Origin of the sequence: Archangium sp. Cb G35, assembly GCF_001896145.1 — a bacterium.
GTDB classification, from domain to species: Bacteria; Myxococcota; Myxococcia; order Myxococcales; family Myxococcaceae; genus Archangium; species Archangium violaceum.
On the sequence record NZ_MPOI01000005.1, the window covers coordinates 281,030 to 307,944 of the forward strand.

The 26,915-nt window shown below is 70.5% G+C and carries 23 protein-coding genes; 8 read left to right on the forward strand and 15 right to left on the reverse strand.

Annotated features, from left to right (window positions below):
- Positions 1-265 precede the first annotated feature (265 nt).
- The 3 genes from BO221_RS17475 to rlmN form a co-directional block, all read right to left on the reverse strand.
- On the reverse strand, positions 266-2,761 hold the full coding sequence (locus BO221_RS17475; protein ID WP_073561594.1) for a HAMP domain-containing histidine kinase: 2,496 nt from the start codon (positions 2,759-2,761) through the stop codon (positions 266-268).
- Positions 2,761-2,985: a hypothetical protein gene (locus BO221_RS17480; RefSeq protein WP_143195503.1), complete on the reverse strand. Its 225-nt coding sequence runs from the start codon at positions 2,983-2,985 to the stop codon at positions 2,761-2,763. The genes BO221_RS17475 and BO221_RS17480 overlap by 1 nt, the downstream gene beginning before the upstream one ends.
- Positions 2,986-3,107: 122 nt before the next feature.
- Complete coding sequence (gene rlmN, locus BO221_RS17485) at positions 3,108-4,196, reverse strand: 23S rRNA (adenine(2503)-C(2))-methyltransferase RlmN (RefSeq protein ID WP_073561596.1); 1,089 nt, start codon at positions 4,194-4,196, stop codon at positions 3,108-3,110.
- A 173-nt stretch (positions 4,197-4,369) separates the two neighbouring features.
- On the opposite strand from rlmN, the gene BO221_RS17490 reads away from it, so the two are divergent.
- The 4 genes from BO221_RS17490 to BO221_RS17505 all read left to right on the forward strand — a co-directional run bounded on the left by BO221_RS17490 (position 4,370) and on the right by BO221_RS17505 (position 9,566).
- The gene (locus BO221_RS17490; protein WP_073561597.1) at positions 4,370-5,797 is read left to right on the forward strand and encodes an FAD/NAD(P)-binding protein; all 1,428 of its coding nucleotides are present in this window, start codon (positions 4,370-4,372) and stop codon (positions 5,795-5,797) included.
- Positions 5,798-5,828: 31 nt separating this feature from the next.
- Positions 5,829-7,316, forward strand: coding sequence for a glutamate-cysteine ligase family protein (locus BO221_RS17495; protein ID WP_073561598.1), 1,488 nt, complete (start codon positions 5,829-5,831; stop codon positions 7,314-7,316).
- 96 nt (positions 7,317-7,412) lie between these two features.
- On the forward strand, positions 7,413-8,555 hold the full coding sequence (locus BO221_RS17500; RefSeq protein ID WP_143195504.1) for a diguanylate cyclase domain-containing protein: 1,143 nt from the start codon (positions 7,413-7,415) through the stop codon (positions 8,553-8,555).
- A gap of 111 nt (positions 8,556-8,666) precedes the next feature.
- The gene (locus BO221_RS17505; RefSeq protein WP_073561600.1) at positions 8,667-9,566 is read left to right on the forward strand and encodes a dienelactone hydrolase family protein; all 900 of its coding nucleotides are present in this window, start codon (positions 8,667-8,669) and stop codon (positions 9,564-9,566) included.
- Between the two features lie 21 nt (positions 9,567-9,587).
- Here BO221_RS17505 and BO221_RS17510 read toward each other — a convergent pair whose 3' ends face one another.
- A complete protein-coding gene (locus tag BO221_RS17510) occupies positions 9,588-10,364 on the reverse strand; it encodes a LytTR family DNA-binding domain-containing protein (RefSeq protein WP_073561601.1) in 777 nt (258 codons plus the stop codon).
- A 78-nt stretch (positions 10,365-10,442) separates the two neighbouring features.
- Positions 10,443-10,934, reverse strand: coding sequence for a hypothetical protein (locus BO221_RS17515; RefSeq protein WP_073561602.1), 492 nt, complete (start codon positions 10,932-10,934; stop codon positions 10,443-10,445).
- A gap of 98 nt (positions 10,935-11,032) precedes the next feature.
- On the opposite strand from BO221_RS17515, the gene BO221_RS17520 reads away from it, so the two are divergent.
- Positions 11,033-11,707 (forward strand): hypothetical protein, encoded by a 675-nt coding sequence (locus tag BO221_RS17520; protein ID WP_083681121.1) that lies wholly within the window; start codon positions 11,033-11,035, stop codon positions 11,705-11,707.
- Between the two features lie 55 nt (positions 11,708-11,762).
- Here the strand turns inward: BO221_RS17520 and BO221_RS17525 are convergent, their stop codons facing one another.
- The 5 genes from BO221_RS17525 to BO221_RS17545 form a co-directional block, all read right to left on the reverse strand.
- Positions 11,763-12,998 carry a YhcG family protein gene (locus BO221_RS17525; RefSeq protein WP_233166082.1) on the reverse strand — a complete coding sequence of 412 codons (1,236 nt, stop codon included), beginning with the start codon at positions 12,996-12,998 and terminating at the stop codon, positions 11,763-11,765.
- A gap of 385 nt (positions 12,999-13,383) precedes the next feature.
- Positions 13,384-14,070: a ligase-associated DNA damage response endonuclease PdeM gene (gene pdeM, locus BO221_RS17530; protein ID WP_073561604.1), complete on the reverse strand. Its 687-nt coding sequence runs from the start codon at positions 14,068-14,070 to the stop codon at positions 13,384-13,386.
- Positions 14,040-16,502 (reverse strand): ligase-associated DNA damage response DEXH box helicase, encoded by a 2,463-nt coding sequence (locus BO221_RS17535; RefSeq protein WP_073561605.1) that lies wholly within the window; start codon positions 16,500-16,502, stop codon positions 14,040-14,042. The genes pdeM and BO221_RS17535 overlap by 31 nt, the downstream gene beginning before the upstream one ends.
- A gap of 82 nt (positions 16,503-16,584) precedes the next feature.
- Positions 16,585-18,180: an ATP-dependent DNA ligase gene (locus BO221_RS17540; protein WP_073561606.1), complete on the reverse strand. Its 1,596-nt coding sequence runs from the start codon at positions 18,178-18,180 to the stop codon at positions 16,585-16,587.
- 3 nt (positions 18,181-18,183) lie between these two features.
- On the reverse strand, positions 18,184-19,209 hold the full coding sequence (locus tag BO221_RS17545; RefSeq protein ID WP_073561607.1) for a ligase-associated DNA damage response exonuclease: 1,026 nt from the start codon (positions 19,207-19,209) through the stop codon (positions 18,184-18,186).
- A gap of 176 nt (positions 19,210-19,385) precedes the next feature.
- Between BO221_RS17545 and BO221_RS17550 the strand changes: the two genes are divergently transcribed.
- Positions 19,386-20,303: an RluA family pseudouridine synthase gene (locus BO221_RS17550; protein WP_073561608.1), complete on the forward strand. Its 918-nt coding sequence runs from the start codon at positions 19,386-19,388 to the stop codon at positions 20,301-20,303.
- A 33-nt stretch (positions 20,304-20,336) separates the two neighbouring features.
- Here BO221_RS17550 and BO221_RS17555 read toward each other — a convergent pair whose 3' ends face one another.
- Entirely contained in the window at positions 20,337-20,600 is a 264-nt protein-coding gene (locus BO221_RS17555; protein ID WP_073561609.1) for a hypothetical protein, read from the reverse strand.
- Positions 20,601-20,793: 193 nt separating this feature from the next.
- Between BO221_RS17555 and BO221_RS17560 the strand changes: the two genes are divergently transcribed.
- Entirely contained in the window at positions 20,794-21,996 is a 1,203-nt protein-coding gene (locus BO221_RS17560) for a hypothetical protein (RefSeq protein ID WP_073561610.1), read from the forward strand.
- Between the two features lie 11 nt (positions 21,997-22,007).
- On the opposite strand, the gene BO221_RS17565 is transcribed toward BO221_RS17560, so the two are convergent.
- Complete coding sequence (locus BO221_RS17565) at positions 22,008-22,778, reverse strand: ROK family protein (protein WP_083681123.1); 771 nt, start codon at positions 22,776-22,778, stop codon at positions 22,008-22,010.
- A 138-nt stretch (positions 22,779-22,916) separates the two neighbouring features.
- Between BO221_RS17565 and BO221_RS17570 the strand changes: the two genes are divergently transcribed.
- Positions 22,917-23,537 (forward strand): SgcJ/EcaC family oxidoreductase, encoded by a 621-nt coding sequence (locus BO221_RS17570; RefSeq protein WP_073561611.1) that lies wholly within the window; start codon positions 22,917-22,919, stop codon positions 23,535-23,537.
- Here BO221_RS17570 and BO221_RS17575 read toward each other — a convergent pair.
- The 3 genes from BO221_RS17575 to BO221_RS17585 are packed head-to-tail and all read right to left on the reverse strand — an operon-like array spanning position 23,509 to position 26,901.
- Complete coding sequence (locus BO221_RS17575) at positions 23,509-25,014, reverse strand: phosphatase PAP2 family protein (RefSeq protein ID WP_073561612.1); 1,506 nt, start codon at positions 25,012-25,014, stop codon at positions 23,509-23,511. The two genes, BO221_RS17570 and BO221_RS17575, sit on opposite strands and share 29 nt — an antisense overlap.
- The gene (locus BO221_RS17580; protein ID WP_073561613.1) at positions 25,011-25,931 is read right to left on the reverse strand and encodes a fatty acid desaturase; all 921 of its coding nucleotides are present in this window, start codon (positions 25,929-25,931) and stop codon (positions 25,011-25,013) included. The genes BO221_RS17575 and BO221_RS17580 overlap by 4 nt, the downstream gene beginning before the upstream one ends.
- Positions 25,915-26,901 carry a Rieske 2Fe-2S domain-containing protein gene (locus tag BO221_RS17585; RefSeq protein ID WP_073561614.1) on the reverse strand — a complete coding sequence of 329 codons (987 nt, stop codon included), beginning with the start codon at positions 26,899-26,901 and terminating at the stop codon, positions 25,915-25,917. Before BO221_RS17585 ends, BO221_RS17580 begins: the two co-directional genes overlap by 17 nt.
- Positions 26,902-26,915 lie beyond the last annotated feature (14 nt).

Consider the following 26,915-nt stretch of genomic DNA (forward strand, 5'->3'; position numbering starts at 1 on the left):
ACTCGTTGGCTCCTCCCCTCTCGGAGGGCGGGGTGGAAGCGCTTCACCGAGACGGGCTCGCCGGGGCGAAGCGCAGCCGATGGGACGCGCTCCTGTTCCGCGTGTTTCACGACGCGGGCGTCAGACGGGTGCTGGCCCGTTCCAGGTGTAGATGTCTACACTTGGTGTGGGTGTTTTCGTTACATTTTCAGGTGTAGATATCTACACCTGAAGCCGCTCGGAGCCTTCTGGGCGAAATCCCCGCTCATCCAGGCGTGAGGCGCGCTCAAGGCCCGGGGAACGCGAATGGCGGCTCTGGCCGGTCCGTTTCCCGAGAGGGGACTTCCGTGCCGTCGCGTGTGTCCCGGGCCGGTTCGAGCGGCAGCTCCAGGGTGAAGACGGCGCCGGCTCCCGGCCGGCTCTCCACGTGGATGTCGCCTCCGGACGCGCGGGCGATCTCCCGGGAGATGTAGAGGCCCAGCCCCAGTCCGCCGTACTGCCGCGTGGACACCGCCCGCTCGAAGCGCCCGAAGATGCGCTCGAGATCCTCGGGCGCGATGCCGATGCCGTGGTCCCGGATGCTCCAGTGCGCGCGCCCTCCCGAGGAGGTGACGTGGAGATCCACCGGGTGGCCCACGCCGTACTTCAGCGCGTTGGTGATGAGGTTGGTGAGCACCTGCTCCAGGCGCATCCGGTCCCACTGGCCGGTGGTGGCGCCCGCGGTGGTGACGTGCAGCGTGCAGCCGGCGGCCCGGGCCTGCTCGGAGAAGCGCTCGGCCAGGTCCCGCGTCAGCTCCACCAGGTCCACCTGCTCCAGCCGCAGGCGGAGCCGTCCGGAGGTGAGGCGGGAGACGTCGAGCAGATCATCGACGAGCTGGGACAGGCGCCTCTCCTGCGCGAGCGCCTTGTCCACCTTGGTCATGAGGCGCCCGGTGCCCACCCCGTCTCCACGGGTGGCCAGCGCGCGCTGGAGGGTCTGAAGGTGCAGGCGCAGGGGCGTGAGGGGCGTGTGCAACTCGTGGGAGGCCACGGAGAGGAAGTCCTCGCGCAGGCGCACCGCCTCCTGGGACTGGCGGTAGAGCCGGGCATTGTCCATGGCCACCGAGGCGCGGCGGGCCAGCTCCCGGGCGAGTGACAGCTCATGCGGGCCATACTGGAAGCCCGGCGTGTCCGAGACCAGCAGCAGGGCCGCCAGCGTCTGTCCCCGCACGGAGATGGGAAGAGCGATGGCGGTCCGCGTCCCGAGCCGCCGCAGCAGCTCCGGGTAGCGTGCGCCGGCGTCCCCGGCGTGGCGCAGGGCCGCGAGGGCCTCGTCCGCGAGCAGGGGCTCGCCGGTGCTCAATACCCGCACGGTGGGTTGGAGCGAGCTCCAGTCCGGAGGGGCGAGCTCCGCCAGCTCCCGCAGCAGCTCCTGCCGGGCCGGCTCCTGGTGTACCCAGGCCGCGCGGTGCAACCGGCCCACGTCATCCACCCTGTCCACGAGGCACCACTGGCCCAGTTGGGGAACGGCCAGCCGCGCCACCCGCTCCAGCGTGTGCGTCTCGTCGTGCAGCTCCGCCAGTTGCGTGCTGGCCTCGATGAGGAAGTGCTGCGCCTCCTCGGCGCGCTTGCGCGTGGTGATGTCCACGAACGTCGACACGATGCCCACCTGCCCGCCGCCCTGGCGCATGGGGTACGACCAGCGCTCCACCGGGAAACACGTGCCGTCCTTGCGCCAGATGACGTCGTACTCGCCGTGGTCCTCGAGTCCCTCGTGCAGGGCCCGCAGGATGGGGCACTCGCTCTGGGGAAAGGGCGAGCCATCCGCGTGCGAGTGGTGCCACAGCTGGTGCGCATCCCGGCCCAGCAGCTCTCCGGCGTCCGCGTAGCCGAGCATCCGCAGCGCGGAGCGGTTGACGAAGGTGCAGCGCCCCTCGAGGTCCAGCCCGAAGATGCCCTCCGCGGCCGAGTCGAGCAGCAGCCGGATGTGGGACTCGCGATCCTCGAGCTGGGACTGGGTGGTGCGCAGGCGCTCGGCCATTTCGTCGAAGGCGCGCCCCACCCTGGAGAGCTCGTCGCGCCCGGTGAGCCCGCCGCGGGCCTCCCAGTCGCGCGCGGCGAAGCGCTGGGCCGTGGCGACCAGCCGCGCCACCCGGCGCGTGAGGACGAAGTGGAAGAAGAGCCAGAGCAGTCCCGCCAAGACCGCCAGCAGGGCGCTGCGCTGCACCACGCTCGCGCGCACCTGGTCTCGCGCCTGATTCTTGAGGACGGAAAGGTCCCTCTGCACCACGAGCATCCACACCCGCTCGGAGGTGGGCTCGCCAGCGTCCCCGGACACCCGTACGGGGTAGCGGGCCACGAGGTCCTCGCCATCCACGGTGGTCTGGATGCTGCCCGCGAGGTGCTCGTGGGCCCGCTGGACGAGCGGCTCCGTCTCCGGGGTGAACAGCTCGGGATGGAGCGCCCGGCCCGGTTGCCCCATCTCCACGCGCCGGTTCGAGGCCACCACCCGGCCGGTGTCGTCGAGCAGCAGCGCGGCCTCGATGTGGGGATCCGCCCCGAGGCTGGCGACCTCCTCCTGGACGCGCCCGGTCTTGCGCAGGTTCAGGAGGAGCTCCAGGTGCTCCTTCTGCTCGCTCATGCGCCGGGCAAGCTCCTGGCGGGTGAACTCCTCCACCCGGCGGCAGGCCAGGCGCGTGTTCTGATGCAGATCGTACAGGCCCACCGTGGTGGCGAAGAGCAGCAGCACCGCCGGGATGGTGATGCGCAACGGCGGAAGGGATGGCAGCCGGGCGCGCTTCATCACCGGACCTCCTCGAGCACCTCGAGGGACCGCACGTCCAGCAACCGCTCGGGCCGCATCGGCTCCTCACGGTCGAGTCCACCCTGAGAGGAGAGGAAGAAGGGCCCGCTTCCCGGCCAGGGGAAGGTGCCAACGCGCGGGGGTTGCTCCTCCACGGGCGCGCAGGCGGACACAAGCACGAGGAGGGACAGCAACGGACCGGACACCCTGACGAGGCTTCGCACGGAGACTCTTCCTGGAGCACCTCGTCAAACGCTTGGGTCGGGGAGGGGGTGCCGCAAGGCTCCCCGGGCGGGCACACCGGGAAGCGTCGTTCCGTCCGGCGGCCCTGGCGCGAGGCCTCGTCTCAGGAGGCCGTGGGCTGGGAAGCGCGGCGCGGGCGCTCCACGGCGGCCTTGAGCTGGCCGCAGCCGGCGTCGATGTCGATGCCGCGGCGCTGGCGCACGGTGCTGGGCAGGCCGTAGCTGGCGAGGATGTCCTGGAAGGCGCGCACGGCGTCGGGGCCACTGGGCCGCTGGGCGTAACCCACCGTGGGGTTGAGCGGGATGACGTTCACGTGCGCGTCCATCCCCTTCAGCAACTGGCCCAGGGCGTGCGCCTGCTCGGGCGTGTCGTTCTTCCCGGAGATGAGCGCCCACTCATAGAAGATGCGGCGCTTGCGCTTCTCCGAGTAGTAGCGGCAGGCCTCCATCAGCTCGGCGAGCGGCCACTTGCGCGCCGCGGGCACCAGCGCGCCGCGCTCCTCCTCCGTGGCCCCGTGCAGGCTGACGGCGAGCTGCACCGGCCTGTCCTCGTCCGCCAGCCGCCGGATGCCGGGCACCACGCCCACGGTGCTCAGGGTGATGAAGCGCGGCGCCAGCGCCAGCCCCGAATGGTCCACCATGATGTCCACCGCCTCCATGGTGCCCTCGTAGTTATGGAGGGGCTCGCCCATGCCCATCAGCACCACGTTGCGCAGCGACTCGTTCGTCTCGCGGAGGATGCGGGTGACGTGCAGCACCTGGCCGATGATTTCCCCGGGCGTCAGGTGGCGCACGAAGCCCATCTGCCCGGTGGCGCAGAAGACGCAACCCATGGCGCAGCCGGCCTGGGTGCTGAGGCACACCGTGGCCCGGCCCTTGAACCGCATGAGGACCGTCTCCACCGTCTGCCCGTCACGCAGCCGCAGCAGCAGCTTCCGGGTGAAGCCGTCGGAGCTGAAGACCTCGTGGTGGGTGGTGGGCCGCTCCAGGCGGGTGCGCTCGCGCAGGGCCTGGACGAGGTCCGGCCGCAGCCCGGTGAGGGCGTCGAACGATTCCACCTGCTGGCGGTAGAGGGCCTCCCAGAGCAGGTCACGGTGGTAGGCGCTGTAACCCCAGCCAGCGAGCAGCTCGCCGAGGGCGGCGCGGGGCAGGTCGTACAGGTTGACCAGGGGGGTGGGGGGCGTGGGCTGCATCGTCACGGAGCGATAACACACCTGGGCGCCCGGCTCATGGGGGGCGGGCGGCCGGGCAGGCCCCGGGCCGGCCTCTCCTCCTTCCCTTCAGGACAAGAATCGTGCACGGCCGCCTGGAGCCTGGACAGTCAAGGGGGGATGTGGGAGCCGCCCCCAGGGTTTACTGTCGGGGTGTGAGATTCGAGCAGCGGTGGGATGTACTGGTGGTCGGTGGAGGGGCCAGCGGCACGCTGCTGGCGGCACAGCTCTTGAGGAAGGCCTCGGGGCCCCTCCGGGTGGCCCTGCTGGAACGCACGGGGCGTGTGGGTCCCGGCCTCGCCTACTCCACGGAGAACGCCAGTCATCTGCTCAACGTCCCCGCCGGGAGGATGAGCGCCTTCCCCGAGGACCCCGAGCACTTCCTCCGGTGGATCCGCCGCCTCGAGCCGGACACGGGCCCGGGTGATTTCGTCCAGCGCAGGCGCTATGGCCAGTACCTGGAGGCGGTGCTGCGCGAGGCGCGCGAGGGCGCGGTCCCCGGGGTGGGCCTGGAGTTCCTCCAGGGCGAGGTGTTGTCCATCTCCCAGGAGGGAGACGGCGCGAGGGTGGCGCTGGTCCGGGGCCCGGTGCTGAAGGCGAGCACGGTGGTGCTGGCGGTGGGCAACGCCCTGCCCGCGGACCTGCCGGTGGCGGACGGGGGCCTGTACGCGAGCCATCGTTATATCCGCTCGCCCTGGCTGGAAGGCGCGCTGCGTCGTGTGCGGCCCCACCATTCGGTGCTGCTCATCGGCACGGGGCTGACCATGGTGGACACGGTGCTCTCGCTGGCCGAGCGCAGCCACGAGGGCCGCATCCACGCCATCTCCCGGCACGGGTTGCTCCCGCAGGTGCACCGTCCCGGCGTGGTGCCGGGCCCGTCCGTGGCCCTGGCCGAGCCCCAGCGCGTCCGCTCCATCCTGGGCGCGCTGCGCCACCACTCCCGGCACCCGGGCGAAGGCGGGGACTGGCGCGCGGTGATGGACTCCCTGCGGCCGGTGACGGCCTCGCTGTGGCGCGGCCTGCCGGAGCCCGAGCGCCGCCGCTTCCTGCGCCACCTGCGCTCCTTCTGGGACGTGCACCGCCACCGGATGGCGCCCGCGGTGAACGACACGCTCGAGCAGCTCCAGCGTGCCGGCGTGTTGCGCATCCACTCGGCCCGCGTGCGTGGCTTCCAGCTCTCGGACGAGGGCTGGGTGCTGGCGCGCGTCCGGCCCCGGGGCTTCTCGCGCGAGGCCACGTTCCGCGTCCAGCACGTCATCAACTGCACCGGCCCCGATGCCTCCATCGGCCGGGGCCACCCGCTGCTGCGCGGGCTGCTGGAGTCCGGGCTCGCCCGCGCGGATGCGCTGGGGCTCGGCCTGGCCACGGACGAGGAGGGCTCCCTGCTCGACGCGCAGGGCCGCGCCTCCTCCGTGCTCTTCACCCTGGGCCCCCTGCGCCGGGGTGACCTGTGGGAGAGCACGGCCATCCCCGAGATACGGGTGCAGGCGCTCTCCCTCGCACGGCGGCTGTTGGAGCAGCTCACCTCCCGTCCGGGCGTGTCCGCTTCCGAGTCCGCTCCTCAACCCACGCCCTTCCCCTAGGGCATCACACCTCCGCTCATCTCCGCTCCATATGGGACTTCAAATCCAGAAAGAGACCTTCGAGCCCGAGGAGTACGAGCGCTTCAGCCAGCGTCTGGCGGACAGTCTGGAGGCGCTCCGGCGGATTCTGGCGCGTCCCGGCTTCGGCGTGGGGCCGCGCACCATTGGCGCCGAGCTGGAGATGTTCCTGGTGGACGCCGCGGGCTTCCCGCTGCCGGTGAACCGGCAGGTGCTGGGCCAGACGATGGACCCGCGGGTGACGGTGGAGATCGACCGCTTCAACCTCGAGTGCAACCTGCGGCCGGGGCCGCTGGCGGGGCGGCCCTTCACGGCGATGCGCGAGGAGTTCGAGAGCGCGCTGGCCGAGGTGCGGCGCGCGGCGGCCACGCAAGGGGCGCGCGTGGCGGTGACGGGCATCCTCCCCACGCTGCGCGAGAAGGACCTGGGCATGGGCTCGATGACGGCGCTCCCGCGCTACCGGGCGCTGTCGGCCGCCATCCGCCGCCGGCGCCGGGAGGAGCCGCTGCGCGTGGTCATCGGCGGCGAGGACACGCTCACCCTCGAGTGGGACGACGTGACGCTGGAGGGCGCCAACACCTCGCTGCAGTACCACCTGCGCGTGGACCCGTCGGACTTCGCGAGCATGTACAACGCGGCCCAGCTGGCCACGCCGGTGGTGCTCGCGGTGAGCAGCAACTCGCCCTTCCTCATGGGACGGCGGCTGTGGGACGAGACGCGCGTGGCGCTCTTCCGCCAGGCGGTGGATGACCGGGGCGAGCCCCAGTCCGAGGCGCCGCAGCACGGGCGCGTCACGTTCGGCCATGGCTGGGTGCGTCAGGGCGCGCTGGAGCTGTTCGCCGAGTCGGTGGCCCTCTATCCGCCGCTGCTGCCGGTGCTGGGGCCGGAGTCCCCGCTGGAGTGCCTGTCCCGGGGCGGATTGCCCCGTCTGGACGAGCTGCGGCTGCACCAGGGCACTGTGTGGAGCTGGAACCGCGCCATCTACGACCCGAGCGGCACGGGCCACGTGCGGATAGAACTGCGCGCGCTGCCCGCGGGCCCCACGGTGGTGGATATGCTGGCCAACGGCGCGCTGCTGCTGGGCCTCACGCTGGGGCTGAGCTCGGACATGGAGGCGCTGCTGCCGGGGCTTCCCTTCTCCTGCGCCCGGGGCAACTTCCTCCGCGCGGCGAAGGAAGGGCTGGACGCCAGGCTGCTGTGGCCCGAGCGCCACGCGCCCTCTCCGCGGCTGGTGTCCGCGGGGGAACTGGTGGAGCGGCTGCTGCCGGTGGCCCGGGCGGGGCTCGTGGACGCAGGGGTGGCCTCCGAGGAGGCGGACGAGCTTCTCTCCATTGTGCAGGCCCGGGTTCGCGCGGAGTGTACCGGGGCACGCTGGCAACGGAAGATGTTGGCCCGGTTGGAAGCCCACATGCCCCGGCAGGACGCTCTGGCGGCCCTGCTGGAACGTTACATGCTCCTGGCTTCGTCCGGCAGGCCGGTCCACGAGTGGCCGCTGGACTGAAGTGAGGGAATCCCGCTTCGAGACTTGCGGCCTGCCCCCTTCCTTTGCGACGCTCGGCTCCGTCTTCCATGCCCCTCGTTGCGTTGGTCTGCCCTGGTGAGTGAGCCTGTTGCTGCGAAGGTCCTCGTCGTCGAGGACAACCGGACGATGCTGGCCTTGATGCAGTACTACCTGAGCAAGGACTTCACGGTGTTCCTTGCCCGGTCCGCTGAAGAAGCACTTGAAGTCCTCCAGCGGGAACAACTGCACGCGGTCGTATCGGATCAAAATCTTGGTGACGGGCTGATGGGGGTCGACCTCCTCAAGCGCGTCGCCGAGCTACAACCCCATGCCGCGCGCATTCTGGTGACGGCGTCCCAGAAGCTGGAGGACGCGCAGAAGGCCATCAATGAAGCGCGAGTGAACCACTTCCTCACGAAGCCGTTCACGGAACAGGAGTTGAAGAACACGGTGGGCCAGGCGGTCCACAACGCCGCCCTGCTGTCCATCCGCGACAAGATGGTGCAGGAGCTCAAGGACCAGCTCGGACTGGGCCGGGGAGGTGCCGGCAAGCCCGCCGCGGGCAAGCCGGGAGCCCCGGGTGCACCAGGAGCGCCAGGCGCGCCGGGTGCGCCCGCCATGACGCCCCGTCCCAAGACGGCGGAGCCCCAGAAGGCGGATGCCAAGGGCGCCGCTTCCCAGTCGCTCATCCCCGAGAGCGAGCGGCTGGCGTTCCGGGACGGTCTGACGAGCCTCTACAACCACCGCTACTTCCAGGAGGCGCTGAGCGCGGGCCTCCTGAGTGCGCGGCGGCGGGAGCAGAAGCTGGCGCTGGTGCTCATCGACATCGATGGCTTCCGCCGCTTCAACCTCTCGCGCGGCTACGCCGAGGGCGACAAGCTGTTGCGCCGGGTGGCGCAGATGGTGACGGACATGATGGAGGATCCCGTCACCCACGCCCGGAGCGACAACTCCTCGGAGATCGCCGCCCGGTACGACTGGGACGTGTTCGGCGTCATCCTCTGCAATGCCGACGTGGAGCGGGCGCGTACCTACGCCGAGAAGCTCCGCAAGGCGGTGGAGGAGCTGGACTTCCCGGAGGGTACCGGCAGCGACGTGGGCGAGGTGACGGTGACGGCCGCCGTGGCTGTCTTCCCGGACCAGGCCCGCAACGAGCAGGAGCTCATCTCCGCCGCGGAGAAGGCGCTGCGCTCCTCCAAGGCGAGCGGTCCCAACCGCGTGGTGTTGGCTCCGCGCTAGTTGCTCCCGCCCACGTGTCGGTGGGCGGACAGGTGACCGACAAGGCCGGCTGCGTGTCGGCCCCCTCCCAGGGATGGTGGCTCCCACCCCCTTCCCTGGGAGAGTCGAGCCATGAAGATGTTCGTTGTGAGGCCGTGGATCGCCCGTCTGGCGCTCGCGGCCGTGCTGAGCGGGTGCCCGCAGCAGGAGCCTCCGAAGGAGGACCCGGTCCAGACACCGGTGGCCCGCCATTCCTACGTGTCCTTTCCGGCGCTCGGTGCGCCCACGCCGCTGCAGGTGGCGGGGCGGCTGAGCATTCCCACGAGTGCGCAGGGCAAGGTGCCCGCGGTGGTGATTGCCCACGGCTCGGGGGGCGTGGACACGCGGGGCAGCTACTACGCCCAGGCGCTGCACGAGGCGGGCATCGCCACGCTGGAGATCGACATGTGGGCCGCCCGTGGCCTGTCCGGAGGCTCGGAGGGCCGTCCGAGGGCCGTGTCCGAGACGATGCCGGATGCGTGGGGCGCGCTGAAGTTCCTGTCCTCGCACCCGTCCATCGACGCCTCGCGCATCGGCATCATGGGGTTCTCGTGGGGCGGGGTGATGTCCATGCTGAGCGCCACCCGGAAGTACGCGTCGGGCGCCGAGCCGGGACAGCGCTTCGTGGCGCACGCGCCCCTCTATCCGGTGTGCTGGGTCTACAACCGCGTCCCCGGCTACGAGTTCGGTGAGCTCACGGGCTCGCCCGTCTTCCTCCAGGCGGGGGAGGCCGATGCGTATGACGATCCGGACTCGTGCCAGCGGCTGGTGGACAGCCTGTCGCCCGCGGATCGCGACGACATGGCGCTGACCGTCTACCCGGGCGCGACGCACGGGTGGGATCGGCTGGAGCCGGCCATCCGCATCACGGATCCGTACGCGCACACGGGCAAGGGCGGAGAGGTGGACATCGTGCCCTCGCCGGAGACGGCGGAGACGTCGCGGCGGGCCGTGGTGGACTTCTTCCGGACGCGGTTCGGCCTGTCGCCCTGAGCCCGTCTGGGGCTCACTGCCTCACGGGCCGGATTCGTCCTCGGTGCCGCGGCGCAGGCCGAGCATGCGCCGCAGCTCGCGGGCGGACTGGCGGCTCACCTCCACCATGTGGCCGCGGGCGGTGCGAGCGAGGTAGCCGCCCGTCTCCAGCGGCTCCAGCCGGGTGACGTGGGCGAGGTTGACGAGGGCGCGGCGGTGCACCCGGTAGAAGCCCTCGGTGGGCAGCCGGTCCACGAGCTCCTGCAGGGTGAAGTCCGTGAGGAAGTCGCCCTGCGAGGTGAAGACGGTGACGAGCTCGTCCTCGAGCGTGGCGTGGGAGATGGTGCCGGGGTCCACCAGGACGATGCCCTGGCGGGTGGGGATGGGCAGGCGGGCCAGGGGCCGCGCGAGCTGCTCGATGGCGGAGCCCTTGCCCGGCTCCGGGGCCTTGGCGGCGAGCCGGACGCGCACCCGCTCCAGGGCCTTCTGCAGGCGCGAGGCCTCGACGGGCTTGAGGACGTAGTCGACGGCGCCGTGCTCGAAGGCCTCCACCGCGTGGTCGGCGTGGGCGGTGACGAGGATGACGTGGGGGCCGCCCGAGGGCAGCAGCGCGAGCGCGTCCATGCCGCTGAGCCCGGGCATGTGGATGTCGAGCAGCACCACGTCCACCCCGCCGGCGCGGACGGCCTCGAGCACCGCCTCGCCATCGGCGGCCTCTCCGTGGACGGTGACATCGGGGAAGGCCGTCAGCAGGCGCGAGAGACGTTTGCGGGCGACGAGCTCGTCATCGGCGATGAGGACGGACAGGGGAGGGCTCACGGGGCCGAGTCTAATCCCTTCAGCGAGGACCGCGAAGGCGCCCCCCCGGACACGGCCCCACGGTTGCCATGAGCCCCGTCACACCCCGCTGTGGGCTCGTAGGAGGATGTCCGCCACTCCCTGCAGGACGGGCTCGAGCGCGCTCCGCCGCACGCGTGTCGAGACCAGGAAGCGAAGCTGGAGCGTCTGGAAGTCAGGCAGGCGTCCGGAGCCGTTCAGGGTCACGGCGCAGGGTTGGCCACGGTGGTACCTGCGGAAGTGCTGCTCGGCCCCGAGGTCCAGGACGCTGGAGTCCACGTCCTCGATGATGACTCCGTGGATTTCCTCGGCCCGCTTGGAGAAGGGGACGAGGGGAATGCGCTGCTCGGCGGCCAGGCGTGCGAAGAATGCGTCCAGGCCGGGGCGGGCGCGCTCGAGCCACCGCTCATATGGCGCGGACTTCTCCCGGAAGTATCGGCCGATCGCGGTCCCGTCATCGCCTGGCGGCCGCGCGTAGGACACGTTGATGCCACTGCCGACGAAGAGGCCGTAGTACTCGCTGTCGAGCTGTGCGCCTGCCTGCCCGCTCATCCGTTTGCCTCCTGGGTGACTGCGAGCGAGTCAAACATGCTTCCTGTGGGGCGAGGGAGTGCAAGAGTCACGGGATTGCACTTCAGGGAGGGTTCTTCATGAGGAAAGCAGCCGAGGTGGTGAAGGAGATCAGCGCGGCACTCCGGGAGGTGGACGAGCAACTGCGCCGCCATCCCTATCCCGAGGCGCTGGAACGGGGCGAGGTGCCGGTGGCCGCGCTGCGGGCGTTTCCCGGGACGCAGTACCACGTGGCCACGAGTGACCTCCGCTCGATGGCGATGATGGTGCAGCGATTTGGCCACACGCCCGCGGGCGGTTTTCTCAATGGCCTCCTGCAGGGCGAGTTCGCCGCGCTGGAGGGCTTGCGGGTGCTGGCTGGCAAGTTGGGGATGACGCGGGAAGACCTGGAGCGATACGAGGTCACGCCCGAGGGTTTCGCCTACGCCACGAACATGGCCTGGATGGCGGCGAACGTGTCCGTGGCGGAGTTCGCGGTGGGCATCCTGGTGAACTTCCCCGCGTGGGGACTCACCTGCGGGCGGATGAGCCGGGCGCTGCGAGCGCGTTATGGCTTCACGGAACAGGAGACCGCGTTCCTGGATGGCTTCGCCAACCTGCCTCCGCTCGAAGACGCCATCCTTCCCATCATCCAGGAGGGATTGGACCAGGGCGTGGAACCCCGGTTGCTCCACCGAGCGGCACGCTTCTTCCAGGCCTACGAGAAGATGTTCTGGGACGCGATGATGGCGGCGGCCCTCAGTCCGAATGGATGACGGCCTTGAGCGACTGATGGTTTCGTCGAGACGATGATGTGCGGCGGAGCCGTCGTCACTTCTTGCGCCCCTTGCGTTTGAGCGTCGCGCCGCGCGCCGGGGCGATGTCGATCGCGGCGTCGACGCCGGCCTCCAGCACGAGCCGGTTCCGCGCTGCTTCGATGGCACGGTGCAGGCGTTCCTCGAGCACCTCACGAGGGGGCAGTTCCGTCAGGTACTCGGCGACATGGATGCCCCGCGTGTCGAGGTCCAGGTACTCGACCGTCTCGCGCTTCTTGCCCGCGCACAGGATGATGCCAAGCGGGGGCTGCTCGGATGGCTGGCGCTCATGGCGGTCGAGCCAGCGCAGGTACAGCTCCATCTGCCCGGAGTCGGCGGGCTTGAAGTCGCCGAGCTTCAGCTCGATGGCGACGAGCCGCTGCATGCGCCGGTGGAAGAACAGGAGGTCGAGGTAGTAGTCGTCGCCGTCGAGCGTGATGCGCTTCTGCCGCTCGACGAAGGCGAACCCCGTCCCCAGCTCGAGGAGGAAGCGCTCGATCTCGCGAAGGATCGCCGACTCGAGGTCCTTCTCGCTGTACGTGTCGGCGAGTTCAAGGAAGTCGAGCATGTACGGGTCACGGAACACGAGCGCCGGCGAGAGCTCGCCCTTCTCTCGCAGCGCGGACAGCTCCTTGCGGATGAGCGCCTCCGGCTTCTTCGAGAGCGCCGTGCGCTCGAACAGCATGCCGTCGAGTTGCTGTCGCAGGTCACGGGTGCTCCAGCGCTCGGCCCGGCACATCTCGGCGTAGAACTCGCGCTTCAGCGGGTCCTTGAGCGGGATGAGCATCGTGAAGTGGGTCCACCCCAATTCTCGCAGCAGCGCTGCGACAATCTCCACGTCGGGGAAGACCGCGGAGAACTGCACCATCCGGCGCAGGTTCTTCTCGCCGAAGCCCCGTCCGTACCGGGCCTCCAATTGCTTGCCCACGGTGGGCACGGCCTGGACGCCGTACTCCGCTCGCTGCCCCTCGAGCACCTCCGTGCGGACACGGTGGCCGATCTGCCAGTACAGAGTCACGAGCGTGGCGTTCGCGGTGACCGACACCTGCCTCCGCGCGGCGTCGATCATCACGCCGATGTCGTGCACGAGTGTCGCCACCTCGGCCTCGAGGTGGGCGCCGGGCACGCGGGCGGTCTTCTCCATGGCGGCGCCCGGCAATTGTCGCAGCGGTGCTGCGGCTTTCTTCGAGTTGCCCGTCTTGGGCTTGTTCGTCGTGCGCGGCGGACGCCCAGCCGCCTTGCGCGAACTCATGACAGCTCCTCGGTAGACGCGCCGTGTGAGCCACGGCACGGATCACCTCTACGCCCACCCGTTTGCCTAGTCCTGGACTCGCCCCAAGATGCACGAATGGATCGACTGACACCGCTCCTGATTATGTCGAAAAATTTGTAGGACATTCCACCAGTCTCTGACGTCTCCTGACGCACGCAGGGTCCGGCTCCGAGGTGGAGGCCGGGCCCTTCTGGTGTCTGGCTGTCATTATGGTGGTCGCCCCGGACGGGCATCGCGTACGGGTGACTCCGCTTCATCACTTTGGCTCCCCGTCGTCAACGACTCTGGGCGTGAGCGGCGGGAACTGCGGGGCGCGCGACACGCATTCCCGAGTGGGTGTGGCTGATGTCCGGGTGCTTGAGACTCATCGGCCGCGGGCTCCTCGAGACGAGCGCGGAGATGGCACTTCCACCACGGCGTCTCCGGCAATGGCGAAGAGGCGTTCGCCCGCGCTGGGACGGATGTCCATGCCCCCGGTGAAGGCGCTGAAGGCGGGTAGCACGCCCACGCCCGTGCCCAGGTGGAAGCATGGCAGGCGCAGCCGGTCCGCCCCCGTGCTCAGGCGCACCGTGGGGTGGAGGTGGCCGGCCCAGACGTAGTGTCCCCGCGCGGGCTCCGGGTGGTGCGCGAAGCGGAAGGGGCCCTCGTCCAGGTGTGGCTCCAACATCTGCATCCGCCACGCGGCGGGCAGCGCGTCCAGGTGCCGGTCGTGGTTGCCGCGCACCAGCACCATCTCCACGTCGTGCTCCGTGCGCCAGTCGGCCACGCGCCGCACCACCTCGGGTGTGAGGCCCCGGCGCGAGTGGACCAAGTCCCCCACCAGCAGCAACCTGCGAGCCCCCGTGGCACGCAATGCAGCGGAGAGCCGCGCGAGGTCGTCCTCCAGCACCTCGGGGGGCAGCGGAATGCCGTGCTGGTGGAAGCTCTCCGGCTTGCCCCAGTGCAGATCCGCCACCGCCAGCACGCCGCCCTCGGGCCAGTACAGGGCGCGCTCGGGGCGCAGCTCCACCTCGGTGCCGCCTAGGCGGACAGGGAGTCCTCTCGCAGCCATTTCTCCTTCATTCGCTCCACACGCTCCAGCAGCGATTCGTTGGAAACGGTGGCGCCGATACGCTCGACGACGAGCGGAAAGCCCAGCGGCGTCGGCCGTGGGACGTGGATGCACTCCAGCGGCGAGCCCCCCAGCCGCTCCAGGGTGCTCACCAGCCGCACCTGTTCAAAGTGTTGCTCCAGCACCTCGCGCCGTGCCTGGGCGAGCAGCAGGTGGTCCGGCTCGTAGCGCGCGAAGACGTCATAGAGCAGGCCCGCGCTCGCCTGCACCTGGCGCGTGGACTTGCGCGCCCCGGGCAGCCCCGGCAGCACCAGTCCGGCCACGCGCGCCACGTCACGGAACTGGCGCCGCGCCAGCTCGCCCAGGTTGACGCTCTCGAGGATGTCCTCCACCAGCCGCTCGCGGGTGAAGAGCGCGGGGCGCAGCGCCTCCTCGAAGGGGAAGGGCGAGGGCGTGAGCAGCTCCAGGCCGTAGTCGTTCACCGCCAGGCTGAAGGTGGCCTTCTGCAGCCGCGTGAGGCGCAGGGCCAGCAGCGCGGCGAGTCCCTCGTGCACCAGCCGTCCCTCGAAGGGATAGAGGAAGAGGTGGTGGCCCTCTCGGGTCTGGCACAACTCCGCCAGGCACGTGTCGCGCGAGGGCAGCCGGGACAGGCGGGACTGCGCCTCCAGCACGGGGCGGGCCGCTTCCAACTCGGCGGTGGTGAGCTGCCCGTGGCGCACGGCGTGGAAGGTCCGGCGCACGGCGGCGGCGAGCGAACCGGAGAGGGGCAGCCGTCCGCCACTCCAGCGGGGCGTGGCCGAGGCGCGCTCCTTCGCGGCCTTCACGTAGGCGGTGAGGTCCTTCATGAGGCGGAACTCGAGCCGCTTGCCGGCGAAGAGGAAGGTGTCGCCCGGGCGCAGGCGGCTCACGAAGGACTCCTCCACGGTGCCGAGCCGGGCGCCCTTCAGGTAGCGCAGCTCCACCGAGGCGTTGGCGGAGATGGTGCCCACGTTGAGCTTGTGGAGCCGGGCCACGCGCGTGTCCGCCACCACGTACCGGTCCTCCAGCCGCTGGACACGGCGGAACTGCGGGTAGGCGCGCAGCGTGGGGCCGCCCTCCGTCACCAGCACGAGGGTGCGGTCGAAATCCTCCTCGGAGAGCTGTTGGTAGGCGAGCGTGTCACGCACCTCGGCGAGCAGGGCGTCGCGGGTGAAACCGCCACCGAGCGCGCAGGTGACGAGGTGCTGGGCGAGCACATCCAACGGCTGGCGGAGGGGCGCGCGGGGCTCCACCTCTCCGTGGGCGAGCGCCTCGCGGGCGGCGCTCATCTCCACGAGCTCGAGGGCATGGGTGGGGACGAAGAGCAGGTGCGCGGTGGCGCCGGGGCGGTGGGCGCTGCGGCCGGCGCGCTGGAGGGTGCGGGCGATGCCCTTGGGGCTCCCCACCTGCACCACGCGCTCCACCGGGCCGAAGTCCACCCCGAGGTCCAACGAGGACGTGGCGACGACGAGGCGCACGCTGCCGTCCTTGAGCCCACCCTCCACGCGCTCGCGGGCCTCGCGGTCGATGGAGCCGTGGTGGAGCGCGAGGACGTCCTCCCACTCGGGGTGGAGGAAGCGGAGGCCTTCGTACCAGCGCTCGGCCTGGGAGCGCGTGTTGGTGAAGAGGAGGGTGGCGCGCTCGGGGTCGAGCCAATCCGCCACCTTGCGCAGCATCGAGAAGCCGAGGTGCCCGGCCCAGGGGAAGGCATCGACGGAGTCGGGCAGGAGCGTCTCGACGCGGACGGGGCGGTCGAGCCCGGCGCGGATGAAGGTGGGCGTGACGTGGGGACCCACGGCGGCCCGAGCGGCCTCGTCGAGGTTGGCGAGGGTGGCGGAGAGGGCCCAGGTCCGCAGGGCGGGCGCGAAGCGGCGCAGCCGGGCGAGGGCGAGCTCCACCTGGGTGCCACGCTTGGAGCCGAGCAGCTCGTGCCACTCGTCGACGATGACACAGCGCAGAGTGGCGAAGAGCTCGTGCGCGCGCTCGTTGCACAAGAGGAGCGAGAGGGACTCGGGGGTGGTGATGAGGACTTCGGGAAGCCGCTCGCGCTGGCGCCGGCGGACGGAGGAAGAGGTATCTCCGGTGCGGCTCTCCACGGTGATGTCAGCGTCGAGCGCGGACAATGGCGCGTTCAGCGCGAGCTCGATGTCCCGGGAGACGGCGCGCAGGGGAGTGACATAAAGGATCTGCAGCCCCTTCTGTCGATGACGAGCGACCTCGGCGAGGGGGCCGATATAGGCGGCATAGGTCTTCCCGGCGCCGGTGGGCACATGGATGAGCCCACTTCGCCCGTGGGCATACGCCTCCCAGGCCTCGAGCTGAAAGGGAAACGGTTCCCACCCCTGCGCCCTGAACCAGGAGAGGAGTTCTGTTCCCTCGCCCTCCGGGAGAGGGGACGGGGGTGAGGGTGCCACGTGTACCCGGGTTGAGCCCTCTCCCTCTGGGAGAGGGACGGGGTGAGGGTCTACACGAAGACCCGTGCCGCTCCGTGAGCGCCTACGCGGGGGCATGGAGCAGCTCCTCGAGACGCTCGAGCGAATCCGCGTCACGCGGTGTCTTGTCCGAGCGCCAGCGGGCGATGCGAGGGAATCTCAAGGCAATCCCCGACTTGTGGCGAGGGGAGGCGGCGATGCCCTCGAAGTGGAGCTCGAAGACCTGGAGGGGCTCGACGGAGCGGACGGGGCCGAACTTCTCGCGGGTATGCGCGCGGATCCACCGGTCGAGCCGGGCGATCTCCTCGTCGGTGAGGCCCGAGTACGCCTTGGCGATGGGCAACAGCTCCTCGCCCTTCCAGATGGCGAACGTGTAGTCCGTGTAGAGCGAGGCCCGCCGCCCGTGGCCGGGATGCGCGTAGAGCAGGATGGCATCGACGGTGAAGGGATCGATCTTCCACTTCCACCAGTCCCCGCGCTTGCGGCCGTGCTGGTAGGTGGACTCGAGGCGCTTGATCATGAATCCCTCGACGTTGCGCGAGCGGGACTCATGCCGGGCCTCGGCGAGGGCCTCCCACGTGGGGGCCGTGATGACCGGTGACACGGGGAACATCGGCCGGTCGCGCAGCAGTGCCTCCAGACGCGCACGCCGCTCCCGCAGGGGCAGCTCACGGAGATCCTCCCCATCCTGCTCGAGCAGGTCGTACGCCATGAAGGCGGCGGGAGCCTCGGCGAGCACCCGGGCGGTGAGCTTCTGGCGTCCGATGCGGCGCTGGAGGCGGCTGAAGGGGAGGGGTTGCCCGTCGGCGTAGGCGAGCACCTCGCCATCGAGCACGGTGCCGTCGGGGAGGCTGGCGGCGGCCTCGGCGATCTCCGGGAAACGCTCGGTGATGAGCTCCTCGCCGCGGCTCCACAGGTAGACGCCACCCTGGCGGCGGATGAGCTGGCCGCGGATGCCATCCCACTTCCACTCGACGAGCCAGGTGTCGCGTTCGCCGAGCTGAGCAGGGGGCTGCTCCAGGGGACTGGCGAGGTAGAACGGATAGGGGCGCGAGCGGTCCCCATCGGAGACATCCGGGGCGACGAGCTGCTCGAAGAAGGCGCGGGAGGGAGCCCAGGTGCCCATGAGGCGATGGGACACGGCGGCCGGAGGCAGCCCGGCGTGCTGGGCGAGGGCGCGGACCACGAGCGTGTCGGAGACGCCGACGCGCAGCTCGCCGGTGAGCATCTTGTTGAAGAGGAACAGCTCGCGGCGGGGGAGCACGTGCCACCAGCCGGTGACGCGCTCGCGCTGCTCGGGGAGGGAGAGCCCGGCGAGGGGCAGCACCCGTTCCTCCATCCAGCGGGACAGGGGCAGCTCCTCGGTGGTGGCGGGGCGCTCGGTCTGGTCGAGCAGGAGGGCGATGACCTCGGCGAGGTCGCCGACGACGGCATACGTCTCGTCGAAGAGCCACTCGGGGGTATCGGTCAGCTCGCGGACCCACTGGCGCAGGGCCTTCGAGGGGATGAGGCGCTTGAGGCGGCGGCCGGTGAGGAAGAACAGCCCCCACGCGGCGTCCTCGGGGGGCGTGTCCCGGAAGTAACCCACCAGCGCCTCTACCTTGGCGTTGGTGGATGTGGTGGCGTCGAGCGCCTCGTAGAGATCCGCGAGCCGGTGCACGGGTCAGTCCTCCGTCTCGCCCTCGAAGGGAGTGGAGAGCGGTGCGGCGTCGAGGCCCAGGTTCTCGCGCAGGTAGCGCGCGAGCGTGTCGCTGGAGCCGTGGGTGACGAGGATGCGCGAGGCGCCCGTCTCCTTCGCGGTGCGCAGCAGCCCCGGCCAGTCCGCGTGGTCCGAGAGGACGAAGCCCCGGTCATAGCCCCGGCGCCTCCGGTTGCCTCGCACCCGCATCCATCCCGAGGCGAAACCCGTCTCGTGCTCGCCGAAGCGGCGCATCCACGTGGAGCCGGCGGCACTGGGCGGCGCCAGCACGAGCGCTCCCGCGTACGAGGTCCCCTTCTCCAGCTCGGAAACAGGGCGGGTGGGGAGCATCCGCACGCCGGCCTCGCGGTAGCACTCCACCAGCGCGTGCGTGGCGCCGTGCACCAGCACCTCGCGGTCCGTGAGCCGGGCCAGCTCGGCGAGCAGCCGCTGTGCCTTGCCCAGCGCGTAGCAGAAGAGCACCGAGGCCCGGCCCGCCTCGCGGTTGCCGTCCCACCAGCGCAGCACCTCTTGTGCGACGAGCCGCGTGTCGTCCCAGCGGTAGATGGGCAGGGCGAACGTGGCCTCGGTGATGAAGGTGTCACAGCGTACGGGCTCGAAGGGCAGGCACGTCGGGTCCGGGTCGCGCTTGTAATCGCCGGACACCACCCACACCTCGCCCCGGTGCTCGATGCGGATTTGAGCGCTGCCCAGCACGTGGCCCGCGGGGTGGAAGCTCACCGTCACGTCTCCGAGCTTCAGCCGCTCGCCGTAGCCGAGCGTGGAGATGTTCGCCTCCGCTCCCAGGCGCTTGCGCAGCAGGCCCACGGAGGGACTCGTGCCCAGGTAGCGCTGGCTTCCCCAGCGGGCGTGGTCCCCGTGCGCGTGGGTGATGAGGGCGCGGGCCACGGGCCGCCAGGGGTCGATGTGAAAATCCCCCTGTGGGCAGTAGAGCCCATCGGAGGTCACCGTCACGAGCGGCTGCCTGTCGAGCACGGGGGAGACGTTCATCCGGCTTTTGGGATAACGCTCACGGGGAGGTGCGGCCACGGGGCCGCCTGGAAGGACAGGGTCTGGCCGTCCGCCTGCTCTCCGGACGGAAGAGGGATCTCGTAGTAAGAGGTTGGCTCCATGAGCGGAGCGAGGTGACGGTGGTGCGAGCGGACGTCGAGCGGGGCGAGTGAGGCATGCGGCTCAACGAGGGCTACGCCTACCGTGAGCAACTGGGAGCTCGGGCGCGAGGACAGACCACGCTCTCCTATTTGATTGATTCGTACCGGCACTCCCCGGAGGCGGTGTGGCGGGAGCGGCTCGCCCGGGGCGAGGTCCTCCTGGATGACACCCCCGCGACGGGTGAGGAGCGCCTGAAGCCCGGCCAGAGGCTCGTCTGGAACCGGCCGCCCTGGGAGGAGCAGGACGCGCCGCGCGACTATTCCATCGTGCACGAGGACGAGGCGCTCCTCGCGGTCCTCAAACCGGGCGGGCTGCCGATGATGCCGGGTGGGAACTTTCTCGCCAACACCTTGCTGGGTGTCGTCCGGGAGCGTTTCCCGGAGGCGAGCCCCCTGCACCGGCTGGGACGCGGCACCTCCGGGCTCGTGCTCTTCGCTCGCACCCACGACGCTGCGGCGAAGCTGTCGCGCGCCTGGCGCGAGCACGAGGTGGACAAGCGCTACCGGGCGCTCTCGAGTGGCGTGGCCACCGAGGAGCGCTACGACATCACGGCGCCCATTGGCATGGTGGCGCACCCGCGCCTGGGCTTGACCCATGGCGTAGCTCCAGAGGGCAAGGCGTCCCGGAGCCATGCGCGCGTGCTCGAACGGCGCGCGGCGAGCACCCTCTTCGAGGTCGATATCCTGACGGGCCGGCCCCAGCAGATCCGCATCCACCTGGCCGCCATCGGTCATCCGCTCGAAGGCGATCCCCTCTACGGCGCGGGGGGCGTGCCGCTCGCCGGGGAGCCGGGTCTGCCTGGAGATCTCGGCTACCTGCTGCACGCCGAGCGCCTGTGCTTCGTGCATCCGCTCTCGGGGGAACGTCTGGTGCTGCACGCCCCGGTGCCGCCCGAGCTGCGACGGGAGGGCGAAGGTTCTCAGCCCACCTGAGCACCTCGCTCCCGTGCGCTGACCGGACGGAGCTCAGTCGTCCTTGGGCTCGTCCCGCTTGGGCACACCGCGCCCGCCGTGCTTGTCGTATTCGTCGGACAGGCCCCGCTCCAGGCTCCTGTCGTTCCAGGGCGAGCCCACTTCGGAGCGCTGGCCGCCGTTCTGTTCGGTCACGTCATTCAAGTGCTCGGCCCGGCCCTCGGCGGGAACCCGGTCGCCATGCTCTTCGGGGTCCTTCTGCTTGTTCGGGTCCACGGGGATGCCCATGGGCCGCTCGAGCCATTCCTTCTTGTCCATGGCGTCGCTCCTGGTGTGAGTGTCCGCGCCACGTGTTCCAGAGATGGACACGCGTCGTCCCCTCATCGTGTGCATCGCGAGACACCGTGCGGGGCTGCACCGCCTTGCGCTCCGTGGAATGGTTGGAGGGCGGGCATGGAGGCGAGCGATGGTAGGGGGCGGCGCCAGGCTCGGAACGGACAGGGGGGAAGACATGCCACTGGTGGATCGGCTGCGGAACGAGAGTCAGGCGCACCATGCCTGTGTGGAGTCACTGCCCTGCTTCCGGGCCCTCGCGAACCGGACCCTGCCGCCCGGGAGCCAGCGCGCTCTGCATCAAGCGCTCGCCCTCCTTCATGAGGCGCTGACACAGGCGCTCGCCGCCACGTCCCATCCCGCCCTGATGGCGCTCGGGGCCGAGGCTCCGCCCGTTCATCCGCTCCTCGATGCGGGCCTCGTCTCCAGCGCGCCCCAGGACAGGCTCGAGAGCCCTGTCGTCATCGGCGCCATCGCGCTCGGGGAGCGGATGCGTTCCGCGGCGCACCGCGAGCCGCTGTCCCTGCTCGGCTACCATTACGCGCTGCGCCTGGCCCTCCTCCCTCTTCCTGGCACGTCTCCCTGGAGTGATTTCGCGCAGTGGCTCGAGGGCAGGGCGCTGGATGCCGCGGAGGAAGAGGGGGTGCTTCGCACGGTGGGCGAGAGCTTCACCCTCGTCCGGAATCTGCTCGACGCGCTCCATCCTCCTCGCGAGCACCCGCCCGCGTGGTGGCTCAACCGGGATGCCGGATCACATCCCATCACCACGGACCTCGACGAGCTGCGCGCCGCCCTGCGTGCCGCCGAGGCCTCCTGGGAGGAGTTTCCCTATTACGCCTGGCGCTACGGCGAGCACGGCCGTCAGTTCTCCTGGAGCGACAGCGCATGGCTGGTGACGCTCGGCGGACAGGGCGAGGCGCAGGTGTGGAAACACATCTCCTGGCTGGGCGGGCTGCTGGCCAACCGAGGCATGCCGCGCCTCATGCTGGAGCGCCACCTGCGGGTGCTCTCCCGTGAGCTCGTCCACGCGAAGCCCATGCACCGGCGGGCGTATGACGTGCTGTCCCGGGTCGCGGAGCGCATGGCCGGGGAGCGGCGCCGGATCCTCGGTGACGACGAGCTGCGCATGTTCGGAGAGGACTTCGACGCGCGCGTGGGTCCGGAGTGGAGCCAACGGTTGCGTGGGGCGGGAGAGCTGCTGGCGGCCGCCGTGGCGGACGAGTACGGGGGCATCGCCCAGGCGGTTCCGAGCCTCGCCTCGTGGATGCGCGAGCCCTCGCGCTTTCCCGCTCCGTGGATTCGCGCGGTCGAGCGGACCCTCCTCCAGGCCCGCTCGCTCTGCCGGGCCCGTTTCCCCTCCGGCGTGGCCGGGCGGGAGTGACGCCGGCGGGCTCAGCGCGGCACGGGCTCGTCCTTCCAGAGCGCGAAGCCCCCCAGCAGCCCGGCGACGTTCTCGGTGATCTGCACGTTTTCGGGGAGCGGGGTGTCGAGCAGCCGGGCGTTGCCGCCTCCCACGTAGATCTTCCGGGGGTTCCAGATGGGTTGGATCTGCTCCAGTACCCGCTGCACGTGCTTGACCCACTTCTTGTGGCCCACGCGCTTCAGCGCGGCGTTGCCCACGTACTCCTCATACGTCTTTTCGTGACGGAAAGGGTGATGGGCGAGCTCCAGGTTGGGCACGTACTTGCCATCCACGTACAGGGCGCAGCCCATGCCGGTGCCCAGCGTGAGGACCATCTCCACGCCGCGTCCCTCGATGACGCCGAACCCCTGCACTCCGGCGTCGTTGAGCACGCGCGTCGGGCGGCCCGTGACCTTGAGCAGCTCCTCGGCGAGCGGGAAGCCCGCCCAGCTCTTGTGGAGGTTGGGAGCCGTCTTCGTCACCCCTTCCTCCACCACGCCAGGGAAGCCCACGGAGACGCGATCGAACGTGCCGAGGGGCTTGATCAGCTTCTTCAGCGCGCCCATCACGGCCTTGGGCGTGGAGGGCTTCGGAGTGGCCACCCGCTGGCGCTCGGTGAGCGGCTTCCCATCCGGTCCGAGCACGAGTGCCTTGAGTCCGCTTCCTCCGATGTCGATGGCCAACGTCCTGGGACCCGGGGCGGCGGTCTCCCGTGCGGTCTTCTTGCGTGGTGACGGTTCGGGGGCCTCGTCGGGGGACATCGATTCCTCCATCGGTGGAGCGCCAGTGTAGGGCCGGGCGCTCGGGGGGCAACGGTTCCAAACCCACCGCGTGCCGAGCCGTATGCGATTGGACATGTGACGAAGCCGCGTAGGATGGGCCCCTTTTCTGGAGACCTCATGAATCGGACTCTCGGCTGTGTGATGGCGTGTCTGGTGCTGTGCCTCCCGTGGTCGCTCCGGGCCCAGGAGGCCGCCGGTGGCGGCGCGGCGGAGGTCGAGGCCACCCACCAGGCCCTGCGCGCCATCAAGAACGACATGGAGCAGGCGCTCAATGCGCAGGACCTCGACAAGCTGCTCTCGCACCTGCACCCGAACGTCGTCTTCACCACGATGAACAACGACGTGCGCGTGGGCAAGGACGCCATCCGCGCCTACTACGATCAGATGATGAAGGGCCCGGACCGCATCGTGCAGAAGCTCGACGCGAAGTTCGAGGTGGACGAGCTGACACGCCTGTACGGCAACACGGGCGTCGCCCAGGGCTCCTCGGCCGACCACTACGTGCTCACCGATGGCACGGACATCACCGTGAACTCCCGGTGGACCTGCACCCTCGTCAAGGAGGGGGACCGGTGGCTCATCGCCGCCTTCCACTACTCGACCAGCGTGTTCGACAACCCCGTGCTCGACAAGGTGAAGAGCGCGGCGCTGGTCTATGGCGGTATCGCCGTGGTGGCCATGCTCCTCGCCGGTATCTTCGTCGGCCGCTTCACGGCGCGCCGGAAGGCCACGAGCTGACCGCGGCTGTCTCGCGCAGGAACGGGAGCTTCCGGGGCAATCGCTTCGCCCAGAAGCTCTCGATGGAGCGGTGGAACAGCCGCAGCAGGGCCACGCCGGAGCGGCCCTCGAGTCCGGCCAGTTCCACCGCCGATTGGTCGAGCAGGGCGCGTGCCCGGCCGTGTTCGGCCACCACCCAGGCCCGCCCCGCCGCCGAGCCCACCAGGTCCTCGTAGCGCAACGGGTCCAGGCCCTCGGCCCGTACCGCCTGGAGGACCTCGGCCGGCACGTTGAGCAGGCCCTTGCGGAGGTCCTCGTGCAGGTCCCGCAGGGTGGAGCACCAGCCGAAGGCGTCGAGCAGGGACGGTGCGTCGGATGCGCGGACGCCGGCTCCGGCCACGTGCAGCATCATGCCCACCGACAGCCGGAAGGTGTCCCGGTGGTGGGCACGGAGGGCCTCGGCCTCGAGCTCCTGGCGGTGGAGCACGCGCTCCCGGTCCCGCCGCATGACGCGCACGAGCCGCATTGCATCCGCGCGAGCACTCTCGTCTCCGAGCCCGGCGAGGAACTCGCGGCCCAGGGTGGAAGCCACGTCCGTGCCGCTCCAGTGGCCGCTCTCCATCTGGACGAGGAGGGCATCCACCCACTCGAGCGGCTCTCCCGGGATGGGGCGATCTCCGTCCAGCACGTCATCCACGAGTTGGAGGAAGCAGAAGCCCGTGCGGGCCACGCGGGTCGCGCGCCACCGGGGCAGTGAGTAGCGGTAGAGCCCCAGGGCGATCAGCAGGTAGCGCAAATGGCGGCGGGAGAAGCGGTACAGCTCCCGTGCGCAGAGCGCCTCCACGCGGAGCGCCTCGAGGAAGTCCGGGCGGGAAGCCCGGGCCTCCACGAAGCGCCACGTTCCCCAGGCGAGGAGCGCGCCCGCCACCACGTCGGCCAGGTGGTGCTCGTGGATGAGCAGGGTGGACGCCGCGATGGCCGTGGCCCAGAGGCCGAACAGGCTCCGCGCGAGCCAGCCCCCGCGCCCGCCATAGGCCAGGGCGGCCGTGCACGCGAACGCCACGTGCAGCGAGGGCAGGTAGTTGCGCTCGAGGTTCATCGTGTCGGCCAGGAAGAAGACGCTGGCCCAGCTTCCGCTCACCTCCCGGGGCGGCCACATCACCTCGACCGGGAGCACCAGGAAGCAGGCGGCGCCCACCACCGTCTGCAGGCAGAGCGCGAGCACGAAGGGCACCATCTCGCGCCACGTCCGGAAGACGAGCAGCGAGAGCATCAGCAGCACGTCCATGCTCACGTAGACGGCCGCCCAGGCGGGCACGAAGGGGATGTGCCGCTCGAAGGGCAGGTCCACGCGGATGCCCCACGTGTAGAAGCCCGTCACCGCGCTCGCGCCGCCGTAGACGAGCAGGAAGAAGAACGTGAAGCCGAGCGCCATCGCGCCCGTGAGGAGCAGCTCGTCACGGCGGGGCCAGCCGAAGAGGGGAGGGCGCGCGCTCATCGCTCCTCCACGGGCGCGGGGAGGGGCTGGGGGCCTCGCCACATGGACAGCCAGATGCGCAGGAAGGAGGGGCGGGGCACGTTGTCGTCCACGTAGCGGCCCAGGTACAGCCACGGCACGCGCGGATGGCGGTGATGGGCGCGGTGGTAGTGGTAGTTGAGGAACAGCCAGCGCACGGGCGCGGCCACGCGCAGGTCCCACGCCCCATCGCGCACGTGCAGAGGGGACCAGGCATGGTCCGCGTACTGGAGCGAGCTCCAATTGACGGCGAACGCCGCGTAGCACAGCACCCACCCGGACAGGCTGAGGTCCAGCGCGAGCACCAGCCCGGCCTGCACGGCCACCATGAGCAGGAGCTCCAGCCGGATGGTGGCGCCCGGCGCGTCCTCGAGCCGTCCGAGGTAGGCGTCGGCGCCGGTCTGCTCTCCGTAACGGGTGCCCGTGCCCCGGAGCCGTTGCAGCAGGCTCGGGAAGAGCGCGAAGGCGAGGCAGCCCACCGGCACGAAGGCCCAGTAGAGCCCGGTGAGGATGGAGTACCACTGCGCGTGTTTGAGGAAGCGGTTGTCCCCGGAGCGCAGGTAGTCGAACTGCTCCAGCTCGGTGCGGTTGTTGCGGTGGTGGGTGAGGTGGAAGGTGCGCTGCAGCGTGTACGAGGTGGGAAAGAAGGCCGCCGCGAGCCGCCCGAGCCAGTCATTGGCGCGCCGGGAGGAGTGGAGCACGCCGTGCGTCGCCTCGTGGAGCAGCGAGAAGACGGTGTTGTTCACATAGGAGAAGGCCCCGGCGGCCAGCAGCCGCGCGGCGAGCGGCTCCGCGTGCGAGGCGAGCCAGAGGCACCCGGCGCAGGCGGCCAGGGCGGCGGCGAGGAGCACGGTGTTGAGCGTGGCCGGAATGGGGGCTTCTTCACCCGCGCTCGTCATCGGTGTCCTCCGGGAGCTGGGCGGCGAAGTCGAGCAGGTGGCGCAGCACGGGGTCGGCCGTGGCGGCACCCGGATTGAAGCGCATCCCATCGAGCACGGAGAGGTCGCGCCGCAGGAACGAGGTGAAGAGCCACCGCGACACGGCGAGGCGGAGGCTGTCCATTCCCGGGACACGGCCAGGAGGCGCAGCGAAGGACATCAGCACGGACGTCCCTTCCGCGTGGGGACGGAATCCGGCGAGCAGGGCGCTGCGGGTGCGGCCCAGGTCGCTCTCCACGGACATGAGCGTTCCGCCATGCAGGGTGATGGTCACGCGGATGTGGTCGCGCGACAGCGCCTTCATGAACCGGTCGCTGAGCCCCGTACCGATGACGCGGGAGGTGTAGCGCAGCCGGAGCGTGAATGGGTCCACGCGCTCCACGCCAGGTGCGTCCCGGAGCTCGCGGTGGTGCACGGTGCGCAGGTGCTCGATGTCGAAGGAGTTCGCCGCGATCGGCAGCCACGAGCATCCGACCGTCACGGGAGGGCCGGTGCGCCAGCGCAGCTCGGGGCCGCCCACCTCGGGTGGGGGAAAGAGGCTCACCGGCCCGTTGAACACGAGGATGGCGCCGTAGCGTTCCACCACGGGGAAGGCCCGCTGTCCCGGCCTGCCCGAGGCGTCGGCGTGTCCCGGCACCGCGCGGCAGATGCCGCTGCCGTCGAACTGCCAGTGGTGCAGCGGGCAGCGCAGGTGCTCGCCGATGACGGTGCCATGCGCGAGGTGGGCCCCCATGTGGGCGCAGTGGGCGGAGAGGGCCTGGACGCGTCCACTCTGGCCGCGGAAGAGCACGAGCTCCCGTCCGCCGAGGCTCCAGCCCATCACCTGTCCGGGCCGGAGGGCTTCGGATGGACACGCGAGGTACCAGGAGCGCAGCCGGGCCGGCTCGGAGCGACGGACCGGGTCCGCCCACGCCACGACATTCACCGCCATGGCGGCAACCTACC